The sequence below is a fragment of the Bradyrhizobium sp. genome (genome assembly GCF_035273305.1).
Classification (GTDB): Bacteria; Pseudomonadota; Alphaproteobacteria; order Rhizobiales; family Xanthobacteraceae; genus Bradyrhizobium.
This window is the reverse complement of the sequence record NZ_DATEPI010000029.1, coordinates 1-21,416: the sequence shown is the minus strand read 5'-3', so window position 1 is coordinate 21,416 and position 21,416 is coordinate 1. Positions and strand designations below refer to the sequence as shown.

18 protein-coding genes are annotated in these 21,416 nt (G+C 60.0%); 13 read left to right on the top strand and 5 right to left on the bottom strand.

All coding sequences use genetic code 11. The features are described 5' to 3' along the window. Positions 1-214: 214 nt before the first annotated feature. The 3 genes from VJV58_RS01915 (at position 215) to VJV58_RS01905 (ending at position 2,814) form a co-directional block, all read left to right on the top strand. Positions 215-730, top strand: coding sequence for a YcgN family cysteine cluster protein (locus VJV58_RS01915; RefSeq protein WP_324135632.1), 516 nt, complete (start codon positions 215-217; stop codon positions 728-730). Between the two features lie 131 nt (positions 731-861). Next, the gene (locus VJV58_RS01910; RefSeq protein ID WP_324135631.1) at positions 862-2,436 is read left to right on the top strand and encodes an MDR family MFS transporter; all 1,575 of its coding nucleotides are present in this window, start codon (positions 862-864) and stop codon (positions 2,434-2,436) included. Positions 2,437-2,592: 156 nt separating this feature from the next. Next, positions 2,593-2,814 carry a hypothetical protein gene (locus tag VJV58_RS01905; RefSeq protein WP_324135629.1) on the top strand — a complete coding sequence of 74 codons (222 nt, stop codon included), beginning with the start codon at positions 2,593-2,595 and terminating at the stop codon, positions 2,812-2,814. A gap of 8 nt (positions 2,815-2,822) precedes the next feature. Here VJV58_RS01905 and VJV58_RS01900 read toward each other — a convergent pair whose 3' ends face one another. The 3 genes from VJV58_RS01900 to VJV58_RS01890 all read right to left on the bottom strand — a co-directional run bounded on the left by VJV58_RS01900 (position 2,823) and on the right by VJV58_RS01890 (position 8,095). After that, positions 2,823-3,212: a response regulator gene (locus VJV58_RS01900; protein WP_324135628.1), complete on the bottom strand. Its 390-nt coding sequence runs from the start codon at positions 3,210-3,212 to the stop codon at positions 2,823-2,825. Continuing rightward, a complete protein-coding gene (locus tag VJV58_RS01895) occupies positions 3,209-6,286 on the bottom strand; it encodes a GAF domain-containing protein (RefSeq protein WP_324135627.1) in 3,078 nt (1,025 codons plus the stop codon). Before VJV58_RS01895 ends, VJV58_RS01900 begins: the two co-directional genes overlap by 4 nt. Before the next feature lie 162 nt (positions 6,287-6,448). Further along, the gene (locus VJV58_RS01890) at positions 6,449-8,095 is read right to left on the bottom strand and encodes a thiamine pyrophosphate-requiring protein (protein ID WP_324135626.1); all 1,647 of its coding nucleotides are present in this window, start codon (positions 8,093-8,095) and stop codon (positions 6,449-6,451) included. Between the two features lie 328 nt (positions 8,096-8,423). Between VJV58_RS01890 and VJV58_RS01885 the strand changes: the two genes are divergently transcribed. After that, positions 8,424-8,588, top strand: coding sequence for a Flp family type IVb pilin (locus VJV58_RS01885; RefSeq protein WP_324135625.1), 165 nt, complete (start codon positions 8,424-8,426; stop codon positions 8,586-8,588). 13 nt (positions 8,589-8,601) lie between these two features. Here the strand turns inward: VJV58_RS01885 and VJV58_RS01880 are convergent, their stop codons facing one another. Next, positions 8,602-8,829, bottom strand: coding sequence for a hypothetical protein (locus VJV58_RS01880; RefSeq protein WP_324135624.1), 228 nt, complete (start codon positions 8,827-8,829; stop codon positions 8,602-8,604). 75 nt (positions 8,830-8,904) lie between these two features. After that, on the bottom strand, positions 8,905-9,840 hold the full coding sequence (locus VJV58_RS01875; RefSeq protein ID WP_324135623.1) for a Ku protein: 936 nt from the start codon (positions 9,838-9,840) through the stop codon (positions 8,905-8,907). 265 nt (positions 9,841-10,105) lie between these two features. Between VJV58_RS01875 and VJV58_RS01870 the strand changes: the two genes are divergently transcribed. The 9 genes from VJV58_RS01870 to VJV58_RS01830 form a co-directional block, all read left to right on the top strand. Beyond that, positions 10,106-10,258, top strand: coding sequence for a hypothetical protein (locus VJV58_RS01870; RefSeq protein ID WP_324135622.1), 153 nt, complete (start codon positions 10,106-10,108; stop codon positions 10,256-10,258). Between the two features lie 126 nt (positions 10,259-10,384). Beyond that, positions 10,385-11,056 carry a metallophosphoesterase gene (locus tag VJV58_RS01865; protein WP_324135620.1) on the top strand — a complete coding sequence of 224 codons (672 nt, stop codon included), beginning with the start codon at positions 10,385-10,387 and terminating at the stop codon, positions 11,054-11,056. A gap of 167 nt (positions 11,057-11,223) precedes the next feature. Further along, positions 11,224-11,895: a response regulator transcription factor gene (locus VJV58_RS01860; RefSeq protein WP_324135619.1), complete on the top strand. Its 672-nt coding sequence runs from the start codon at positions 11,224-11,226 to the stop codon at positions 11,893-11,895. 117 nt (positions 11,896-12,012) lie between these two features. After that, complete coding sequence (locus VJV58_RS01855) at positions 12,013-13,389, top strand: sensor histidine kinase (protein WP_324135618.1); 1,377 nt, start codon at positions 12,013-12,015, stop codon at positions 13,387-13,389. Between the two features lie 127 nt (positions 13,390-13,516). Continuing rightward, positions 13,517-14,926, top strand: a complete 1,410-nt coding sequence (locus VJV58_RS01850) for a hypothetical protein (protein WP_324135617.1) — start codon at positions 13,517-13,519, stop codon at positions 14,924-14,926. A 222-nt stretch (positions 14,927-15,148) separates the two neighbouring features. Further along, positions 15,149-16,732, top strand: a complete 1,584-nt coding sequence (locus VJV58_RS01845) for a Do family serine endopeptidase (RefSeq protein ID WP_324135616.1) — start codon at positions 15,149-15,151, stop codon at positions 16,730-16,732. Between the two features lie 268 nt (positions 16,733-17,000). Beyond that, a complete protein-coding gene (locus VJV58_RS01840) occupies positions 17,001-17,681 on the top strand; it encodes a response regulator transcription factor (RefSeq protein WP_324135615.1) in 681 nt (226 codons plus the stop codon). Further along, positions 17,665-19,134, top strand: a complete 1,470-nt coding sequence (locus tag VJV58_RS01835) for a sensor histidine kinase (RefSeq protein WP_324135614.1) — start codon at positions 17,665-17,667, stop codon at positions 19,132-19,134. The genes VJV58_RS01840 and VJV58_RS01835 overlap by 17 nt, the downstream gene beginning before the upstream one ends. 146 nt (positions 19,135-19,280) lie before the next feature. Further along, a partial coding sequence (locus VJV58_RS01830; protein ID WP_324135613.1) for a bifunctional [glutamine synthetase] adenylyltransferase/[glutamine synthetase]-adenylyl-L-tyrosine phosphorylase occupies positions 19,281-21,416 on the top strand: 2,136 nt, incomplete at its 3' end.

Sequence of the window (21,416 nt, the reverse complement as noted above, 5' to 3'; positions counted from 1 at the left end):
GGGAATGTTGCGGCGAACCCAAGGCGCTCTTGCGCTCTGGGGACTCACTCCTTTATCTAGCCGAGCGGGGCCTATAAACCAATGGTCGTGCTCGCGATTTTGATCGGCAGGGAGACCCCCATTCGCCGACATTATCCATGACCTGGCAACCACTTGTGCCGTGGCCGTTGCAGCCTCAGTTTTTAACCCGTTGTTGCCGGAAACAGTTGGACCCATGACCGCCCGACCCAAGCCGCCCTCGGGTCAAGAGGGATCTTTTTGGAAAACCAAGAGCTTGGAGGAAATGTCCAATCTCGAATGGGAAAGCTTGTGCGACGGCTGCGCTCGGTGCTGCCTCGAAAAGCTCGAAGATGAGGACACCGGGAAGATCTATTTCACTCACGTTTCCTGCAAGCTTTTGGATGCCGGGCTCTGCGCCTGCAAGGATTATGCGAACAGGTCCGATCAGGTTCCGGATTGCGTCCGGCTAACACCCGAAAACGTCCGCAGCCTTAACTGGCTTCCGCCGAGTTGCGGCTACCGACTGGTCGCAGAAGGCCGGGATCTGTATTGGTGGCATCCGCTCATATCGGGCAGTCCTGATACGGTGCATGAAGCGGGCGTTTCCGTGCGCGGACGCGTGCAGGGAACAGAGGACGAGATTCCCGACGCCGACCTTGAAGATCACATCGTGCAATGGCCCGAACGGCTGCCGAAGCGCGCGCGAGGCAAAATGCGACCGAAACGATAGCAGGCCGTCGACATCGTGGGACGCACCCATGCGCCTGACCTGCTGCCGCGACTCGGATTCTTTGTTTAAGTTGCAACACACGATACCCCATTTGCTCGCGACCGTCGCGCGCGCCACAAACAAACGTCCGCATGAATAAACTCGAACGGCAGAGCCAGCCCCTGACCGGTCAAAAGAGATTGCCCGAAGCCACGGCCGCGGGCCAGTTGCAGCGCATGCCAATCGTAACAGCGGTCGACGTGGGCGGCGCCCCGCCGGTCGCGGCTTTAACGCCCGGCGAAGTTCACACCATCCTGATGAGCCTGATGCTGACGATGTTCCTGGCCGCGCTCGACCAGACCATCGTGGCGACCGCGCTGCCGACGATCGGCAAACAATTCCAGGATGTGTCCAATCTATCCTGGGTGATCACGGCCTATCTGTTGGCCGCGACCGCGGTAGCTCCGGTATTCGGCACGCTTAGCGACATCTATGGCCGGCGCGCGATGATTGTCACTGCGCTTAGCCTTTTCATTGCGGGCTCCGTCCTCTGCGCACTGGCGCCGAGCATGCCGGTCCTGATCATAGGCCGCGGGCTACAGGGACTGGGCGGCGGGGGCATCATGCCGATCGTGCAGACGGTGATCTCCGACGTGGTGACCCCGCGTGAGCGGGGGCACTATCAGGCATATTTCAGCGGGGTCTGGATGGCAGCCGGTATCGGAGGGCCCGTTCTCGGCGGCATTTTCGCTGAACACCTGCACTGGTCGATGATCTTCTGGATCAACGTGCCGCTCGGCCTTGCATCGCTGGCGTTGCTTTTGCCGAAGATGAGCAAAATCCCGGCATTTCATCGCAGGCGCAAAATTGACTGGCTCGGCGGTGTGCTGTTGATGGGTTCGGCAGTCGTTCTCATGCTGGTGCTGACGTGGGGCGGCAACCGCTATCCGTGGGTATCGCCCGCGATCACGGCGATGATAGGTGCATCCATCGCGCTCGCGCTTGCCTTCGTATGGCAGGCGGGCAAGGCGGAAGAGCCCTTCCTGCCACTGTCGCTGCTCGGCGGCAGAGTGGTGCCCTACGCAATGGCGGCGGGCGGCTGCGCCATGGGTGCGATGTTGGGCTTAACCGTGCACCTGCCGCTTTACTACCAGGTGGTCTATCATTTGAGCGCTAGCGAAGCGGGCCTCGCACTTATTCCGCTGGCGGCCATCTCAACCGGCGGCTCGGCGATCGCCGGTCGCACTATGGCGCGGGCCAAACACTACAAGCGGGTCGCGATCATCGGGACTGCTTGCGCGGCTGTGGTGGCATTCGTGCTTGCGTTCACCGTACTGCCGCTCTGGGCGCTGCTCGTCCTGCTGTCGGTGCTCGCGTTTGGCCTCGGCACGACATTTCCGGTCAGCGTGGTGTCGCTGCAGAATTCGGTAGCGCGCTGGCAGGTCGGCACCATTACGGGCGCGATGAATTTCTTTCGCGCCCTGATGGCCTCGTTCACTGTAGCTGCATTCACCGCGATCCTGTTGATGGCGCTAGGCGCGGACATTTCGCTGGCGGGAGAGCATCGCGGGCCGGTAAATTCGATTGCTCCGGCCGATATGATCGCTGCGTTCCGATTTGTATTCGGTGCGGCAGCCGCGCTGCTCGCTTGCGCGGCGTTTTGCATGATCGTGATGGAAGAGAAGCCGCTGGCCGGCCCCGGCAAGCAGCTTGAGATAGCGGAGTAGGGTGGCGGTCTCGCTACTAAGGAATGAGCGCCGTATGGCGTGGCATCGCACAGAGAACACTGTTCGCCAACCCAGACTACCTATCACCCTATCTATCCCCGGCGATTTGATTTACCAGCGGCGGAAGTCGGCCACGAAATCGACCAGGAGATAGCCATGAGCAAACCCTCGATCGAACAAACCAGGATGGGCAGCGAGGGCATAGCATTCTGCATCGCACGGACCTTGATCGAGCGGGATCCCTCATTGAAGGCGCCAATGCGCGCCAACCTTCGGAAGATGTGGGAGCTCCTTGAGGAGCGCGAGGATCATGGGGCCGCCGACATGGTCGACACCATGATCAAGGCGCTGAATGACCCGGCATTCTTTAAGCCGTGATTCGCTGCCTAAGTGGATTGTGCCAGCCGGTTGTCGATTTCCTCCCTCAGCAGGCTGAAGTCGATCGGTTTGGTCAGTAACCCGCTGGCGCCCTCCGCAAGCGCCTTGCGCCTGGTCTCGGGATCACCGTAGGCGGTGATCATGATCACGGGAACGTCGGGCCTGATCTGCTTCACCTTCGGGAGCATTTCCAGCCCTGTCATGCCGGGCATGTTGATGTCCGACAAGATCAAGATCAGCAACTGCTCCCTGGTATCGGCTATCCGCGTCAGCGCGTCCGCAGCCGAAATTGCGAACTCCATGGTGAAGCGTTGCGCCCGCAGATCACGTCGGAATTGCTGGCGGAACAGCGCTTCGACATCGGGTTCGTCATCGACCACAAGAACCAAAACAGTCATGTCTGATTTCTCTTGGCTAAATCAGAGCCCGTCCGTGGGAGGACAATCCTGAACTCGGTGAAACGGCCGATCTCTGTTTCGACTTCTATCTTCCCACCGTGCTGTTTCACGATGATGTCGTGGCTCATCGAGAGACCGAGCCCGGTTCCTTCTCCGGCCGGCTTGGTGGTAAAGAATGGGTTGAACATCTTTTCCTTTGCCTCGGCCGGGATACCGGTCCCATTATCGCGAATTCGGATTTCCACGGCGTCACCGAGGTTTCTGGTAGCTGCGCTCAGCGCAGGCTCGAAAGCTGGCTCGCGGTTCTCCATCTTGCGTTTGTTCACGGCATAGAAGCCGTTCGAAATCAAATTCAGGAACACACGCGTGATCTCCTGCGGAAATATGTCGATCAGGCCGGCGTCTACGTCGAAATCGCGTTGCAGCGTGACATTGAACTCCGGCTTCTCGGCCCTCGCGCCGTGATACGCGAGATTGAGGCTCTCATCGAGGATTGCGTTGATATCCGCAGGTCGGTGCTCGCCCGAACCCTCGCGCGAATGGAGGAGCATATTCTTGACAATCGAGTCGGCGCGCTTGCCGTGCTGGACAACTTTTTGCAGATTTTCTTTAATCAGACGGCTCAAGTCATCGATCTCGTTGCGGATAGATTCGCTGAGCGAAGCCTCCTTGAGCACGTCATTCAACTCGTCAGTCAGCTCCGCTGATATTGCCGAAAAGTTATTGACGAAGTTGAGCGGGTTTTTGATCTCATGTGCGATGCCGGCCGTGAGTTGGCCCAGCGATGCGAGCTTCTCGGTCTGGATCAAACGATCCTGCGCGGCGCGCAAGTCGTCGAGGGATCGCGAGAGCTCCTTGGTCCGCGTCTGGACCTGCTCGAATAGCCGCACATTGCCAAGGGCAATGACGGCCTGATCGGCGAAAGTTTGCAGCAAGGTGATCTGCCGGTCGCTGAACGGCTGACGTTCGGTCCGCCGCAGAACAATCGAACCAATGCTCTCGCCTTCGCGCAGGAGGGGAACGCTGAGGATGGTACGAACGCCGGTGCGGAGCGCAAATTGCCGGGCATCGGGAAACTCTTCTCCTTCGGGAGAGAGAAGATCATGGACATGAATCGGTTTGCGATCGACCACCGTGCGGCCGGCAACCCAGTCACGGCTGATCGGCAATCTATTCCAGACAACCGGGATTGAGCCATGTTGCTCCTTGAAGACGAGATCGCCGCCATCTCTCAGAACCACCATAGCGTCGTCCGCCTCGCAAAGCTCGCAGGCACTCTCGACAATAGCCTTGAGTACCGGCCTGACATCGGTCGGGGAGGAAGCGATGACCCTGAGGATGTTGCTGCTCCCGGTCTGGTAAGTCAGCGCTTCGGAGAGTTCGAGTGTTCTTGCCTGCACCTCATCGAATAGCCGGACATTCTCGATCGCGATCACCGCCTGGTTTGCGAAGGTCGTCACCAGATCGATTTGTTTCTGGGTAAACGGACGCATGGTTCGACGTAGCAGCACAAGTGCGCCAACCGGTTTGCCCTCGCGTAGAAGCGGTACCCCGAGGAATGTACGGGGATCGCCGCTTAGTTCCTGTGCTTTCGAAAAGGTGTAGTGGGGATCTGCATGCACGTCGTGAATATGGATCACCTTGCCCTCGAGCAATGTGCGTCCGGTAATGGTCGCGCGCTCGGGTTTGACCGGAATATCCTTCACGTAGTCCATAAACTCTGAAGAAAATCCGTATGAGCCGGCACGAAAATACTGATCGCCCTTCTGGCGTGTAATCGCTGCCATATCCGCTTCGCATAGCCGTGCCGCGGACTCGACGAGCGTATCAAGCACCGTCTGCAGATCGAAGGCCGAGCGGCTGATGACCTTGAGCACTTCCGCGGTCGCAGTTTGCTGTTGCAGCGATTCTGAGAGGTCGCGCGTGCGGGCCTGCACCTCCTCGAACAAACGCGCATTCTCGATCGCGATGACCGCCTGGTCGGCGAAAGTCGAAACAAGTTCGATCTGCTTCTCGTTGAACGAACCTACTTCGAAACGGAACAGGTTGATCACGCCGAAAGGCTGCCCCTCGCGAACGAGGGGCACACCGAGTGCCGCCCTGAAATTTATGAGTTTCTGTGCTTCCGGACGCTTGAAATCTGGATCAGCAAGCACGTCGGGAATGTGCACTGTACGCCCTTCAACGATCGTCCGCCCAAAGACGGAACTTCGATCAGCCCTCGTGGAATATTTTGCGAAATGCTCGATCCATTCTGGCTCGCAGCCGAACGTCGCTGCAAGCCGATACTCGCCGCTCCTTTGGTAGCGTATCGTGCCAAATTCGGCTTTGCAGAGGCGGCAGGCTGAGGCGAGCAAAGCATCGAGCACCGCTTGCAGGTCGAACGCCGAGCGGCTGATGACCTTGAGCACGTCCGCAGTCGCAGTTTGTTGTTGCAGCGACTCTGAGAGGTCGCGCGTGCGGGCCTGCACTTGTTCGAAAAGGCGAACATTCTCGATCGCAATCACCGCCTGATCGGCGAAGGTCTGAAGCAGATGAACGTCGTGAGCGGCAAACGTGCCCGGCTGCTTTCGCGTGACGCTTATCAAGCCGATCGGCGCGCCGCAACTCATCAGCGGGGTGAACAGCATGCTGCGATATCCGCGCAACCGCGCCATATCCCTGTTCAATTGCGGCACATCTTCCGCCTCGGTGTCCGCAAGTTCTACCGTCTTGCCATCGCGAACCAGCATAAATGGTGGAAATTCCGCAATCGGTCTGGGAAATGATACCTTGAGCGTGTCATCGGCGGCAGGGTTGGTCGGTGTGAACGCGGCCAGGTGAAGTTCGTCGCCAATGAAGCGCAACACCGCGGTCGAGAACCCGCCGATCAGCCTATTGGCGCTCGTCGCGATCGCCTCGAACACCGGCTGGACGTCAGCGGGCGAACTGGCGATCACCTTCAGGATGTCGGCTGTTGCAGTCTGTCGTTCCAGCGCCTCTCTGATCTCATTGGACAGGCGCGCGTTCTCGTTCTGAAGCCGGGCGTTCTCCCGCCTGAGATCGGCCACCAAATCGGGGGGATGCGCGCTCATTCAGTCAAATCCAATTTTGCCATGGCGGCGGCGCAGTTCATAAATCAGGGCTGCCGGGTGGCAATACCCAGGCTCTTCACATCGAAATCATTGGATTATTTCATCTCGGGCGCATCTCGGCCAGCGCCGTCTTTGCACGCGGCCGCCTCAAAACGAGCGGCTTCAGGTCCCCGGCCTCGAAACTTCGGTCTCCTTGCTGGTGATAAACTCCAGCAGCACCGGGATGCCTTGCCTCGTCTTCTGGATTCCGCGCTGGATCGCCGGGATAATGTCTTCTGGCTTCGTCACGCGCTCGCCATGACCGCCGAACGCCCGAGCCATTGCGGCATAATCTCCGGAAATATCGGTCGAGCGATATTTCTCGGTCGAAATCGGCATCACCTTGAGTTCGATCGCCATGCTGAAATTGTTCAGCAGGATTGACATGATCGGAATGCGCTCGCGCACCGCGGTCTCGAAATCCATGCCGGTAAACCCGATCGCGGCATCTCCCCAGATGTTGATGCAAAGCTTGTCGGGCTTCGCAAGTTTGGCGCCCATGGCAAGACCCAGTCCATAGCCGAGCTGCGTGGTCTTGCCCCAACCGATGTAGGACAAAGGTTCGACGGCCTTCCAGAACGGAGAGAGTTGATCGCGCGGGCTGCCGGCGTCGTGAGTGATGATGGTGTTGCGTATGTCGACGGTGTGCTGCAGATCCCAAAGCACGCGATACGGGTTGAGCGGGGCGTCGTTACTCGTCAGCTTCGGCATCCATTTCGCCAGCCACTCCTTGTGAGAGGCGGCGATCTCGGCAGCAACGGCGCTCGCGTCCCGGTCCGATTTTACGGTTTTACCGATCTCTTCGAACAGCGCGTCGAGCACCAGCCCGGCATCCCCGACAAGCCCGATTTTCGCCTCGACATCCTTGTTGAGATGGGCTGGGTCCAGAGTCGAATGGATGATGGTTTTGCCCTTGGGCATCGCGACGCCGAACGACGTCTCGGTGAACGAGCAACCGATCCCGAAAATCACATCGGCCTCGCTGAGGAATTTCGGCACGGCGCGCGGGACTGCCAGCCCCCCTGAGCCCAGCGACAGCGGATGCGTCTCGGGAAAGGATGACTTCCCCCCGAGACTCGTGGTGACGGGGATTGCGAGCCGCTCCGCCAATCGCTTTAGCTGAGGCCAGGCTTGGGCGTAGTGCACACCCTGGCCGGCATAAATCACGGGCCGTTTGGCACCAACCAGCAAGGCCGCCGCTTCCCTCACATGCACGGGATCGGCGCCGTAGCGCGTTCTCAACACCGGGGTATAGTTCAGCGGCTCCGGTACTTCCTCGTTCCACATGTCGGACGGAATTTCGACGATCACCGGCCCGCCGCGGCCGTTCTTCAGTTTTGTAAACGCGCGACGAAAAATGTTGCCGACTTCACTGGCGATGTTGATCGGCTCCGCCGACTTCGCAAACGCCCGCATCGCCTGGCTGGAATTGAAATTCGGATCGATGTTGGCCAGCCTGCGCGCGTATCCCATCGGCAGCACCAAGACAGGCACGGACTCGCCATAGCACTGCGCCACGCCGCCCATCGCGTTTTCCGCGCCGGGACCATGCTGCATGCAAAACGCGCCGATCGTGCGCCCCGACGAGATGCGGGAAATCGCATCGGCCATGTGCAAGCCGATACGCTCCTGGCGCACCATTACGGGCCGAATATTCGCATTGGCGGCATGTTCGATAAGATGATTGACCGGATAGCCGCAAAGGATCTCAATCCCCTCGCGTTTCATGATTTCCGCGATCGCGGTACCAAGTTTCATGCCGCTCCCCATAGCACTGGCTGATGTTTGGTCTCAGCCCATCCGTACTTGGAACAGGAATTCGGCAATCGGTAAAGCTTGCGCTGCCTCCCTCCGGGAAGCTCTGATATGCATCCCGACGGGGCTACTGCGGCTGCAGATATCTGATAGCTGACATGGCTTTGCAGCCGAATGCCGATGTTTCGATTAAACTCTTTTGAGCTGGTCCAATCGCAATCCGACGTTCTCCTTAACTGAACGTTGAGCGTTTTTGTCAACACGCCCGCAACCAATCGGACCCTACATTGCGCACTTTAGCGGCAGCTGACAGTGACTCACCGAAGCCGAACAGGAGTTTTGAATGCGACAGGTATTTGCAAGATTCCTGGCTGATCAAACAGGTGCAACCGCGATAGAATACTGCCTGATCGCGGCCGGGCTCAGCATCGTGATCATCACCGCAGTCAACGGGATCGGCACGACCCTCAACAGCAAATTTACCTCGCTGAATTCGTCACTAAATTAGCTGGCCAACGCGTTTAATTTTTTGCGTTCAGCGCCCGCAGCATCCCGATCCGCGCGAACATCAGCCAGCCGCCACCCAGCTCTGCGGCGTTGAGCAGATTCTCGACTGCGGTCTGCCAGCACGGTTCTTGCTGCAGCTCATTCGGCAACTTCATGATGTAGTCGGCAGCGTGTTGCAAGGTTATGAGCTTGCCGCCACCTGCAACCCGGATCGGCTCATCGAACCTCGTCGACCACGCCATCTCACGCTAGGCGCTGCGCTGATCGAGAACTCAGTCTGCCGTAACCGACGATTTGCACATGACGCAGTGATTGCACTACCCGGCCTTTTTAGAACGGGCGGGAGCGCGAACCGGCTTGCTCGCCTTCTTCGGTTCATCCTTGGCACGCTTGCCGCTGATCGGGAGCAGCATCTCGCGTTGGCCCGCGGCGGCCTTGCGCGATTTCTTGGCCTTGGCGGGAGGAGCCGATTGCTGTTCGCTGGCAAGACTGCGCTTTAGCGCGTCCATAAGGTTGATGACATTGCCGCCCGTTTTCGGCGCCGCCTTCGGCGCCACGCGGACGCCGCTGCGCTTTTTGTTGATCAAATCGACCAGTGCCGATTCATAATGATCCTCGAAGCGGTCAGGCTCGAACGTGCCGGATTTCTTTTCGACGATGTGTTTTGCGAGATCCAGCATGTCCTTTGTGACCTTCACGTCCTGGATGCCGTCGAAATAATCCTTTTCGCTCCGCACCTCGTAGGGGTAGCGCAACAAGGTTCCCATCAGCCCCTTGTCCAGCGGCTCGAGCGAAATGATGTGCTCACGGTTCGTCAGCACCACGCGCCCGATGGCAACCTTGTTCATGCTGCGAATGGTTTCCCGGATCACCGCGAAAGCGTCATGGCCGACCTTGCCATCGGGCACGAGGTAGTAGGGGCGGATCAAATACCGGCTGTCGATTTCGGATTTCGGGACGAATTCGTCGATCTCAATAGTGTGTGTGGACTCCAGCGCTATGTCCTCGAGCTCGTCCTTTGAAACTTCGATGTAGGTATCGGTATCTACCTTGTAACCCTTCACGATATCTTCTGAAGAGACCTCTTCACCCGTGTCGGCATCGACCTTGGCGTATTTGATGCGGTGCCCGGTCTTGCGGTTGATCTGGTTGAAGCTGACCTTTTCGGTATCCGAGGTTGCCGGATAAAGGGCGACCGGACAGGTCACTAGGGAAAGGCGCAGGAACCCTTTCCAGTTGGCGCGGGGGGCCATGGGATACTCCGAAACGCAACAGACAGCGTTAAGATATCATCTGAAGGCCGCCTTTCAAAGTGAACGGGTCGGGAATCTCCCGATCAAGTTAACGGATGCGGCGATGACGAGGCGACGCCGGGAGCCCTCAGCTCTGAACGTCGCCGCGGCGTCAGAACGCAGGTTTAAATCAGGAACATCGCCGCGGATCACGCGTTGGCGTCAAGACCAATGCCGAGAACAGACCGGCAGGCGTCTGCGCTACTCCGAAGCAATCGAGGACCCCATGGCAACGAGACAAGATCGCCGGATCGTTGAAACTCCGACCGAAGCACGCCAGGCAGAACCCGGGCCATCGGTGCTCGCGCTGCTCACCGTCTCAGTCGGACTTGCAATGCTGATCCTGGGGGTGGTCTGGTTCGTGTTCTTTCGGACCTAGCAGGCAGGTGGCGGGGGCCGCAACTCACGACGCGAATTGAGCAAGCCGCCCTGAAGCCGAGGTCTCGAGCGGCGCGTGATCCGGGCCGAAGGCTGGCAGCAATATAGTAGCGCAAGCAGCAGCCCGATGAGTTTGACCTACGTCATTCCTGACATTCACGGCCGCTACGATTTGCTCCGAGATGGTCTGGCCCGGATAACGGAGCATTCGGCAGGCGAGCCTTGCGTCGTCATCACTATTGGCGATTACGTCGATAAGGGACCGGACAGCAAAGCGGTAATTGAGCGGCTTTTGCAGGGTATCGGTCCTGCGTCGCGCCTGGTGACGCTGAAGGGTAACCACGATGCGATGATGGTTGACGCATTGCGCGACCCCGCGAAACTTCCAGCGTGGCTGGAAGAGGGCGGTGACGCCGCGCTGGCCTCTTACGGTGGCGAGCGTACGGACGTGCCGACGGATCACATCGCCTGGCTCGATGCGCTGCAGTTGATGCATGTTGACGCGCATCGGATCTATGTTCATGCCGGCCTCGATCTCGATGTCCCGTTAGACCGGCAGAGCGAAACGACCCTGCTAACCAAGCGCTACCCTAACGATTTTGCGGCGGGGTTCGGTAGCCTCCACCTGGTGCACGGCCATGACAGCTTTCCCGATGGGCCGCTGCTGTATGAAGGCCGCAGCAATCTGGACACCAAGGCCTGGGAAACCGGGCGGCTGATGATCGGAGTGTTCCATGATGAAAGACCCGGAGGGCCTGTCGATTTTCTCGTGGTCAAGGGCCCTCCCGCCGGACGCTAACCTTCATGGCATCTTTAGGTCTGCCGATTCGACGTGCTAAGGCTTGCCTGGCACCGGGGCGAGGCAGCCGATATGACCACAAAATAAGCTCGCAGCTTGGCTCTGTTCATAAGCCATTCACGCCGGCGAGGCTCAATTCATCCTGCAATTCACATTCGGAGGCCAGCGTGCGTTTGCTCGTTGTTGAAGACGACCCGGATCTCAACCGTCAGCTGACCACAGCGCTGACTGACGCCGGCTACGTGGTCGACCGGGCTTTCGATGGTGAGGAAGGGCATTTTCTGGGCGACAGCGAACCATACGACGCGGTGGTGCTCGACATCGGTCTGCCGAAGATGGATGGCATCTCGGTGCTGGAGGCGTGGCGGCGCAATGGCCGCACCATGCCCGTCCTGATCCTGACCGCCCGCGACCGCTGGAGCGACAAGGTGCAGGGGTTCGATGCCGGCGCCGACGACTATGTCGCAAAGCCGTTCCACCTAGAGGAAATACTGGCACGCATGCGGGCGCTGCTGCGTCGGTCCACGGGCCATGCCCAATCTGAGCTTACTTGTGGACCAGTGTCGCTGGACACTCGCACCGGCCGAGTCAGCGTCTCGGGTAATCCGATCAAGATGACGTCGCACGAGTATCGGCTGCTGGCCTACCTGATGCACCACACCGGACGTGTGGTTTCACGTACTGAACTCGTCGAGCATCTCTACGATCAGGACTTCGACCGCGACTCCAACACGATCGAAGTGTTCGTCGGACGCATTCGCAAGAAATTGGATGTCGACATCATTCAGACGGTGCGGGGACTTGGCTATCTGCTCACCCCGCCACCGCCAGGTAACTGATCAAGATTGTTGATCAACCGGCGGTCTTGCTCTTTTGTACGATCATGATCTTGTCCCCCGACCGGCATTGATCGATCGGTCTTTACCCTGGGGACATACGTTGAGGATCGTGCTCTGATGCGCGCCAGTTCGCTCGCCACCCGGCTGTTTCTGTCGGCGACCGCATGGGTGGTGGTGATTCTGCTCATCACCGGGATCGTGCTGTCCTCGGTGTACCGGGCCGCCACCGAACGTGCATTCGATCGCCGGCTCAATCTGTATCTGCGAACTTTGATCGCCGAAGTCGCGACGCCCGACGAGCCACCCGACCATCAATTTCAGTCTCTGGGGGAGCCGCTGTTCGAGCTGCCTTTGTCGGGCTGGTATTGGCAGATCACCCGCACCGACTCGGAAAAATCGGAAGTGCGCGCTTCACGTTCTCTCTGGGACAAGAAGCTGCCGAAGTTAGAAGATCGAGGCGCCGAGTTGACGCCGGCCGGCATTCGTCTGGGCTATGTCGATGGTCCCGAGGGCCAGAGCCTGCGCATGGTGGAACGACCTGTGGACCTCGGCGCCGATGGCAAGTTCCTGGTCAGCGTGGCGGGAGACGCCACCGAGATCTTCGATGAGACCCGCACCTTCGATTATTACCTCGGCGGCACGTTCGCCGCGCTCTCGGTCGTATTGGTGCTGACCACGATCTTCCAGGTTCGGTTTGGGCTTGCGCCGCTCAAGCGTATCTCAGAATCGATCGCCGATATCCGCTCCGGCCGGGCGGAGCGGCTTGAAGGCGAGTTTCCCGTCGAGATTGCGCCGCTGGCACGCGAAACCAATGCGCTGATCGAGGCCAACCGCGAAATTGTCGAGAGGGCACGGACCCACGTCGGCAATCTTGCGCATGCGATCAAAACTCCGCTGTCAGTCATCCTGAATGAAGCTTCGGCGCACGCTCCCGATCCGTTCGCGGCCAAAGTAATGGAGCAGGCTGACATGATGCGCGATCAGATCGCACACCACCTGGAGCGAGCGCGCATCGCCGCGCGGCCGACGATCATCGGAACGGTCACCGAAGTCGCGCCTGCCATAGAGGCGCTCAGGCGGACGATGGAGAAGATTCACCGTGATCGCGACGTTGAGATCACGGTTGAGGCGGACCCACAGGCAAAGTTTCGCGGCGAGCGGCAGGATCTCGAGGAAATGGCCGGCAATCTCGTCGACAATGCCTGCAAATGGGCGACCTCGCAGGTGTTCATTGAAGTTTTGGTGGAGCCACCCACCAAGGCGGCGAGCGGACCGATGCTTCGGATTGTCGTGGACGACGACGGGCGAGGGCTGTCGGCGGCCGAGCGCGAGCAGGCCTCCCGGCGCGGTCAGCGCCTGGACGAGTCGAAACCCGGCTCGGGCCTGGGGCTTTCGATCGTGGTCGATCTCGCAGCGCTGTACGGTGGAAGCCTGACCTTGGGCACCGCCCCAATCGGGGGTTTGCGCGCCGAACTGGTGCTGCCCGGAGTTTGACAATGCCGGTGATGGCCCGGCGTATGGACCGCCCGCCTCTAGACGTTCCTAAACGAGTTCTTAACGCCGCGGCTTCTATCATTACGGTAGGGATGGTTTTGCCGTCCGCCGACGCAGCACCGGGCGCATGAGCCAGACATCGATAGAGCGGTTAAGGGAATATCTCGGACAGCTTCCGCCGCAGTCGCAGGCGCTGCTGATGCGGGAATTCGAGCGCTCAATCGAACGTGGCGAGGACACCACGGTTGCCAATTTTGTGTTGGAACAATTGCGCAGTCTTGCGCGCCGAACTGAAGAAGAGGCCGTGCCGCGAGTCGAGGACCCGGCGCGGCTATTATTCCGGCCTCTCGAGCCGTTTCTTATCGAAGGAAATGGTCCCATAAGACCGGGGCAGATCCGCCGCTCATCGCTGCTGCCAGTATGGCAATGGCTGAACCGCGAGGGCGCCGCCGATCAGGCGCGCGAATTCGAGGCCGCGTTGGCAAGGATCCGGCATTCCGCAGCGAAATCCGAGATTGAATCGGCAGTGCGCAAAATCCAGCGTGCCGCTGCCGAGGCGATTGTTGCAACGGCAGCGCCAGGCCCCGGGGGTGACAGGCAGCGTCCGCTCGCCCGGCTGGGTCCGCCCCACGTAGTCGAAGATCTCTTACCGATTGGCTCGGTGTTGCTTGCCCGTGAGGCGCTCGACACGTTCAGCAGCAAGCTGCCGAGCTATTTGCGGGTATTCGGGGATGCCCAGATTGGATCGGTGGTGGCGTCGCTCAACATTCCCTCCCTGCAAACACCTCAACTGCTGCCGTTCGCGTTGTCGCTGGTTATACAGCGGCTGACCGCGCCATGGCAGATCATCCGGATGGCCATCAAAATGGCGGCGTCGGACGACGAAATACGCGTGGCCGCGACCCCGTATGGTGTTGCCGTCACCATCGCGCTGCACGATCTTGCCTGTCTGGCGGCCAGCCTTCGAAAAGATATCAAGCGCGGTGATTTCGATAAGGTCGCCGAGCAGCTCAAAACACTTCACGACGGTGTGCGAGGCTTGCGGACGGAACTCGATCTCCGCAACGATTCCAGCTGGGGCAAGCAATTGACCTCGATCCGCGCCGACATTTCCAATGCGCTGCAATCCGAAATTGAAACCGTGCCGGGCCGCGTGCGACGTATCCTGCGTCAGCGCCCCGACAAGGACATTCCGGCGGGCGCCAGGGTCGATGCCACCGAGGTGGAGGAGGCCGCGGCATTGATTGATTTCGTCGCGGCATGCCGCACCTATGCCAGCGAACTTGCCATCAATGAGGTAACGCTGCGGACCTATTCGGACCTGCAGCACAATGTAGAGCACGCGACCGAGACGTTGGTGCAATCGTTGCGGGTCGGCGATCCCAAGGCGCGGCCGTATCGGCAGATGCAGGTTGCTGCCGCAATCCAGTTTTGCGACGTGCTGTTCGGTCACGATTATGCATCTCTGATGAGCCGCGCGGCCGAAAACGCGGTTACGGGCGAGCGCAAGGCCGCGTCGCGGGCGAGCCAAAAGTAGACAAAAAATCTAAATCCAACCGGTTGAAAGCTGCGCTGGTTGCCGGGCATTTCCAGGCTCAGCCTGAGCGCCAGGTCGTGCGATAAAGTGCCGCATCCGCCTTGCGTGTTCATTACGAAACTTTAATTCCGCCGCCAGCGCGCCGTAAGGCGGAAATCCCCATCTTCGGAATTGTAGAGATGCACTTGGCATCCACGGATTTCTTGCCTCTGGAGATTTTGCATGAACGACCGTCAAACCGACCTTCCATCCCGCCCATCATCTCAAGCGGGTCGCTCCACGTTGTTATCGGCGCGAAAATTCGCGCTGATGGCTTCCGTAGTTGCCGGCCTCGGAATCGCCGGTTACGGCTTCAGTCCTCACGACGGCTCTGCTTATATCTTCAGCAGCCCGGCCCACGCGCAGGTCAACAACGAAGTCAGCAAGGTGCAGAAGCCGGTTGGCTTTGCCGATATTGTCGAGCGCGTGAAGCCATCGGTCATTTCGGTGAAGGTCAACATCAACGAGAAGGTCGCAAAGGACGAGAGCGGCAATAACGATGACTCGCCGTTCCAGCCGGGATCGCCGATGGAGCGCTTCTTCCGTCGCTTTGGCGGACCGGATGGATTCCCGGGCCCGCGAGGCATGCCGCGCGGACGCGCGGTGACCGGCCAAGGTTCCGGCTTCTTCATTTCCTCTGACGGGTACGCCGTCACCAACAATCACGTGGTCGATGGCGCCGATAAGGTCGAAGTGACTACGGATGACGGCAGGATCTTCAAAGCGAAGGTGATTGGCACCGACGCTCGCACGGACCTTGCCCTGATCAAGGTCGAGGGTGGGTCAAATTTCCCGTTTGCGAAGCTGTCGGATGGCAAGCCGCGGATCGGCGACTGGGTGCTTGCGGTCGGCAATCCGTTCGGACTCGGCGGAACAGTGACGGCTGGCATCGTTTCGGCCAGCGGGCGCGACATCGGCAATGGCCCTTATGACGATTTCATTCAGATCGACGCGCCCGTCAACAAGGGCAACTCCGGCGGTCCCGCGTTTAACACTGATGGCGAGGTGATGGGCGTCAACACCGCGATCTATTCGCCATCCGGAGGTAGCGTCGGTATCGCATTCTCGATCCCGGCATCGACCGTCAAGAGCGTCGTTGCTCAACTCAAGGACAAGGGTTCCGTCAGCCGCGGCTGGATCGGCGTCCAGATCCAACCGGTTACGCCTGATATTGCCGAGAGCCTCGGGCTGAAGAAGGCCGAAGGCGCACTCGTTGCCGAACCCCAGGCCAACAGCCCGGCGGCAAAAGCCGGGATTGAATCGGGAGACATCATCAAGGCGGTGAATGGCGAGAAGGTGAAGGATGCCCGCGAGCTTGCTCGTACCATCGGCAGTTTTGCGCCCGGCACCGAGGTGAAGCTCGACGTGCTGCATAAGGGCCAGGACAAGACCGTCGACCTGACGCTCGGCCAGTTGCCAAACAATCTGCAGGCCAAGGCCGACAACGACAACAATGAAAAAGGCAGCCCGAGCCGGGGCACTGACGTGCCCAAGCTCGGCCTCACGCTCGCGCCCGCCAACAGCGTTGCTGGCGCGGGCAAGGAAGGCGTCGTCGTGACCGAGGTCGATCCGAACAGTGCAGCGGCTGAGCGCGGCTTCAAGGAAGGCGACGTAATCCTGGAGGTGGCAGGCAAGAGCGTTACCAACGCCGGCGACGTTCGCGAAGCGATCACCACGGCGCGCGCCGACAACAAGAATAGTGTTCTGATGCGGATCAAGAGCGGTGGTTCCTCGCGATTTGTCGCGGTGCCTCTGGCGAAGGGCTGAGCATCGAACGTGATCACAGGAGGGGTCGCCGACACTACTCGCCCCGTCGGCGGCTCTTCAACAGGCGGGTTTCAAACGCCCGCTCCGATCGGTTGCCTTCCGGTGGAACACGCCCCCCTCCGTCGGAAGGTTCAAAGGGCGGTGAGGTCCCCCAGCTTCACCGCCCGCTCTTTTGCTTGAGGGCTGAACTGGCGGGTCACCTTGCATGAGCATGCCGACCACGCCATGGTGATAGAAGGCTGGCCACTTGACTGCAACTGCTTCCCAGATGCGCCTTTTGATTATCGAAGACGACCGAGAGTCCGCCGACTATCTGGCGAAAGCATTTCGGGAAGTCGGTTATATTGCCGATCTCGCTGGCGACGGCGAGGAGGGGCTCTCGCTGGCCGAGTCTGGCGATTACGACGTTCTGGTGGTCGACCGGATGCTGCCGAAACGTGACGGCCTATCGCTGATCGGTGCTCTGCGGGAAAAGGGCAACCGAACGCCGGTGTTGATTCTCTCAGCCCTCGGGCAGGTCGACGATCGCATCAAGGGGCTGCGCGCCGGTGGCGACGATTACCTGCCGAAACCGTATTCATTCGCCGAACTGCTGGCGCGAGTCGAGGTGCTGTCGCGCCGCCATGGCGGCCCTGCCGAAGAAACGACCTACCGCGTCGGCGATCTCGAACTCGATCGTCTCTCGCATAGGGTGGTACGCGGCAAGGATGAATTGACCTTGCAGCCCCGGGAGTTTCGGCTGCTTGAATACCTTATGAAGCACGCCGGCCAGGTGGTAACGCGAACGATGCTGCTTGAAAACGTCTGGGACTATCATTTCGATCCTCAGACCAATGTCATCGACGTGCACATTTCGAGGCTGCGCTCCAAGATCGACAAGGGTTTCGAGCGACCGTTGCTCCACACCATTCGCGGCGCGGGATATATGATACGTGACGGCATTCGGTAAGCTGATCCGAACTACCGCGTTCCGGTTGACGCTCGCCTACCTGTTTTTGTTTGCGCTGTTTGCTGCCTCGCTGCTGGGCTACTTCGCCTGGAACACGCGCCGGCTGATCACCGAGCAGATCACCTCAACCGTCAACGCGGAAATCGGCGAGATAGATGACATCTATGGTCGGCGCGGGCTGCGCGGTCTCGTCTTCACCATTGAAAATCGAGCCCTACGGCCCGGCGCCAACCTCTATTTGGTGACGACCCCAAATGGTCAGGCCATTGCGGGCAACGTCGGCTCGCTCGCGCCGGGTGTCATGGCCACCAACGGCTGGTCAGAGACGGCCTACCGTCGGCTCGAGGACCAGGACAACGCCGATCATCGCGCCTTGGTGCGCGTCACTCAATTATCCGGAGGATTCCGACTATTGATTGGCCGCGATCTCGAGGAGCGCAAGCGGCTGTTCGGAATCATCGCCAATGCCGCGCAATGGTCGCTGTTGATCGTGGTCGTGCTCGGCCTAGGTGGCGGCGTTTTCGTGGCGCGCCGGGTGTTACGGCGAATCGACGCCATGACGGGCACCACGCAACGCATTATGGCGGGCGATCTCAGCGGGCGGCTGCCGGTGGGGCGGAGCGGCGACGAACTCGATCGTTTGGCCGAAAACCTCAACGCGATGTTGGAACGGATCGAAGCCTTGATGATGAGCTTAAAAGAAGTCTCGGACAATATTGCTCACGATCTGAAGACGCCGTTGACGCGGTTGCGCAATCGCGCGGAAGAGGCGCTGGCGAGCTCCGGCAGCGATGCCGAATACCGGCACGCGCTTGAGCGCACTATTGAAGAGTCGGACGGGTTGATCCGGACCTTCAACGCGCTTCTGATGATCGCGCGCGCTGAGTCGGGGCAGGCGCGCGGCAATATGGATGACTTTGATGCCGCCGAAGTGGCCAATGGCATTCACGAACTTTATGAACCCCTGGCTGAAGAAGATGGCATGAGTTTGCGGGTCAAGGCCGCGTCCACGCGGCTGCACGGCAATCGCGAATTGATCAGCCAGGCGTTGGCAAATCTGGTCGAGAACGCGATCAAATACGGCAAGCCCGCTCCGTCGGCACAGCCGCTGAGCGCTGGCGCGGCAGAGCGCATGGACGGCAGAGAGATCCTGATTGAAGCCCGGCGAGATGGCGACCAGGTGCTGCTCAGCGTGAGCGACCACGGCCCCGGGATACCTGAGGCCGACCGTAAACATGCGGTGGAGCGATTCGTGCGGCTGGAGGCAAGCCGTACCCAACCGGGTTCCGGACTCGGACTAAGTCTCGCCTCAGCCGTCGCGACATTGCATGGCGGTGAACTCAGGCTTGCTGATGCGCATCCCGGTTTGACAGCCACTTTGGCGATCCCGGCAGCGGGTGCCAGTGAAAGGGTTGCCGGCCAAACGCCCGATATGTCACAGAAGACTGCATGAACGTTATCAACGATAACGTGGATGGCATCGGCGTCGGGGTTCGATGTTCGTAGTCTGTCGTCGCGAATTCTCGCACGAACGTAACAAGCAGCGAACGCCGACAAAAATACATAATCCTTTGATGCGGTTCTTGATCGGCGTTCGCTATGGCAACTCATGGAAGCACTGAAGCGAATGTCACATCCACCGCGCTCGCGGCGCGGTTTATTGATGGACCGCATCTATCGGACGCCTCGCTGGCCAGGGATCGTCTGGCCCATTGGGTAGACGACCTCGCCTCGGAGCAGGCCATCGAGCTCGCCAGTCTGACGCAGCGATTTCCTGTAGTCGAAACCATTCTGCTCGGGATCGCGGAAGCCGCTCCGTATCTTTTCGATCTTTTGCGCGCCGACGGCGCACGAGCTCTGCGGCTACTCGGATGCGAGCCGGACCGGCATCTGGCCGACCTGCTCGACCGCACCTGCCGCCAAGTCTGGGCAGCATCGAGTGAAGCCGAAGTCATGCAACTGCTCCGGCACATGAAGTCGGAGGCGGCGCTGTTGATTGCATTGTGCGACATAGGCGGCGTTTGGCCGGTCATGCAGGTGACGGCGGCGCTCACCGATTTGGCCGTGACCTCGGTGCAGGCGGCGTTGCGTTTTGTGCTCCGGCAGGAGGCGGCGCGCGGACGTCTGTTACCTTCGAGCCTCGACAAGCCCGAAGACGGCAGCGGACTGGTCGTACTTGCCATGGGCAAGATGGGCGCCGGCGAGTTGAACTATTCCAGCGACATCGACCTGATCGTCTTCTTCGACCCAGCAGCGCCAACAGTCGCGCCGGACATTGAGCCGCAGCCGTTCTTTGTCCGCGTGACGCAGGCGTTTGCTCGCCTGCTACAACAGCGCACCGGCGACGGCTACGTGTTTCGGGTCGACCTGCGGCTGCGTCCGGACCCGTCCTCGACCCAAGTTGCGATTTCGACCGAGGCGGCGCTGCATTATTACGAGCGGGAAGGGCGGACCTGGGAACGGGCGGCCATGATCAAGGCATGGCCGTGCGCCGGTGATAGCCAAGCCGGCGAGGCGCTGCTTGCCGAAATCGCGCCGTTCGTCTGGCGCAAACATCTGGATTTCGCGGCGCTTGCCGACGTCCACGATATGAAGCGGCAGATGCAGACCTACCGTGGCCAAAGCGAGATCTCGGTCGAGGGCCACAATGTAAAGGTGGGCCGCGGCGGCATCCGCGAGGTCGAGTTCTTCGCCCAAACACAGCAATTGATTGCCGGGGGACGTCATTCCGAACTGCGGGTGCGACCGACACTCGATGCGCTGAAGGTGCTTGCGTCCAGTAACTGGATCACTTTCGAGGCGTGTGGAGAACTCACAGCCGCGTACCAATTTCTGCGGCGGGTCGAGCATCGTCTTCAGATGATCGCGGACGAGCAGACCCATAGCTTGCCTGACGACGTCCAGGCCGTGGAGCGGTTCGCCCGCTTCTTTGGTTACGACAATCGCGCAGCATTCGCGGCCGATCTGCTCGGTCACCTCAATGTCGTGCAGGAGCACTACGGCAAGCTGTTTGAGGGCGATCCAACCGGCACCGCGAAACTGCCCGCACTTGATTACAGTAACGGTCCGGACGAACCTCGGCTGCTGGAGCATCTTGCGGCGCTCGGCTTCAAGAAGCCGTTGATGGTTGCCGAAACGGTACGAGCGTGGATACGCGGCGAGTACCGCGTATTCAGGTCGGAATTGACTCGAAAGGCCTTTGTCGAATTCGTTCCCGCCCTCATCGATGGTCTGGCCCGTGCCGAGGAGCCGGACAGCGCGGTAACGGCCTTCGATGGGTTCCTGCAGGCTTTGCAGCGTGGTGGAAGGCTGATCTCGCTCCTGAGCCAGAACCGCGATCTCGTCGCGTTGGTGGCTCTTATCCTGGGCGCAGCGCCGCGACTGGGGGACATGCTGGCGCGGCAGCCGCAAATCATGGATGGGCTGATCGATCCGCGCTTCTTCGGCGCGATCCCCGATCGGCGCGAACTCTCCGCCCGGCTCGCCGCGACGCTCGCCGATGCGAGTTCGTATGAGGAATTTCTCGATCGATTGCGTCTGTTCGGGCAGGAGAGTTTGTTCCTGATCGGTACCAGAATCCTGTCCGGCACGGTTTCCGCCCGACAGGCAGGCGTTGCATTCGCCGATGTCGCCGAAGGCATTGTTCATACGGTGCATGGGTTGGTGACCGACCGGTTCGCAGCCCAGCACGGCAAGATCAAAGAACAGCAGACCGCGATCGTTGCAATGGGAAGG

Excerpts from the sequence above, each read along its gene's own strand:
- VJV58_RS01915 (WP_324135632.1), top strand. The coding sequence starts at position 215 with ATGACCGCCCGACCCAAGCCGCCCTCGGGTCAAGAGGGATCTTTTTGG.
- VJV58_RS01910 (WP_324135631.1), top strand. The coding sequence starts at position 862 with ATGAATAAACTCGAACGGCAGAGCCAGCCCCTGACCGGTCAAAAGAGA.
- VJV58_RS01905 (WP_324135629.1), top strand. The coding sequence starts at position 2,593 with ATGAGCAAACCCTCGATCGAACAAACCAGGATGGGCAGCGAGGGCATA.
- VJV58_RS01900 (WP_324135628.1), bottom strand. The coding sequence starts at position 3,212 with ATGACTGTTTTGGTTCTTGTGGTCGATGACGAACCCGATGTCGAAGCG.
- VJV58_RS01895 (WP_324135627.1), bottom strand. The coding sequence starts at position 6,286 with ATGAGCGCGCATCCCCCCGATTTGGTGGCCGATCTCAGGCGGGAGAAC.
- VJV58_RS01890 (WP_324135626.1), bottom strand. The coding sequence starts at position 8,095 with ATGGGGAGCGGCATGAAACTTGGTACCGCGATCGCGGAAATCATGAAA.
- VJV58_RS01885 (WP_324135625.1), top strand. The coding sequence starts at position 8,424 with ATGCGACAGGTATTTGCAAGATTCCTGGCTGATCAAACAGGTGCAACC.
- VJV58_RS01880 (WP_324135624.1), bottom strand. The coding sequence starts at position 8,829 with ATGGCGTGGTCGACGAGGTTCGATGAGCCGATCCGGGTTGCAGGTGGC.
- VJV58_RS01875 (WP_324135623.1), bottom strand. The coding sequence starts at position 9,840 with ATGGCCCCCCGCGCCAACTGGAAAGGGTTCCTGCGCCTTTCCCTAGTG.
- VJV58_RS01870 (WP_324135622.1), top strand. The coding sequence starts at position 10,106 with ATGGCAACGAGACAAGATCGCCGGATCGTTGAAACTCCGACCGAAGCA.
- VJV58_RS01865 (WP_324135620.1), top strand. The coding sequence starts at position 10,385 with ATGAGTTTGACCTACGTCATTCCTGACATTCACGGCCGCTACGATTTG.
- VJV58_RS01855 (WP_324135618.1), top strand. The coding sequence starts at position 12,013 with ATGCGCGCCAGTTCGCTCGCCACCCGGCTGTTTCTGTCGGCGACCGCA.
- VJV58_RS01850 (WP_324135617.1), top strand. The coding sequence starts at position 13,517 with ATGAGCCAGACATCGATAGAGCGGTTAAGGGAATATCTCGGACAGCTT.
- VJV58_RS01845 (WP_324135616.1), top strand. The coding sequence starts at position 15,149 with ATGAACGACCGTCAAACCGACCTTCCATCCCGCCCATCATCTCAAGCG.
- VJV58_RS01840 (WP_324135615.1), top strand. The coding sequence starts at position 17,001 with ATGCGCCTTTTGATTATCGAAGACGACCGAGAGTCCGCCGACTATCTG.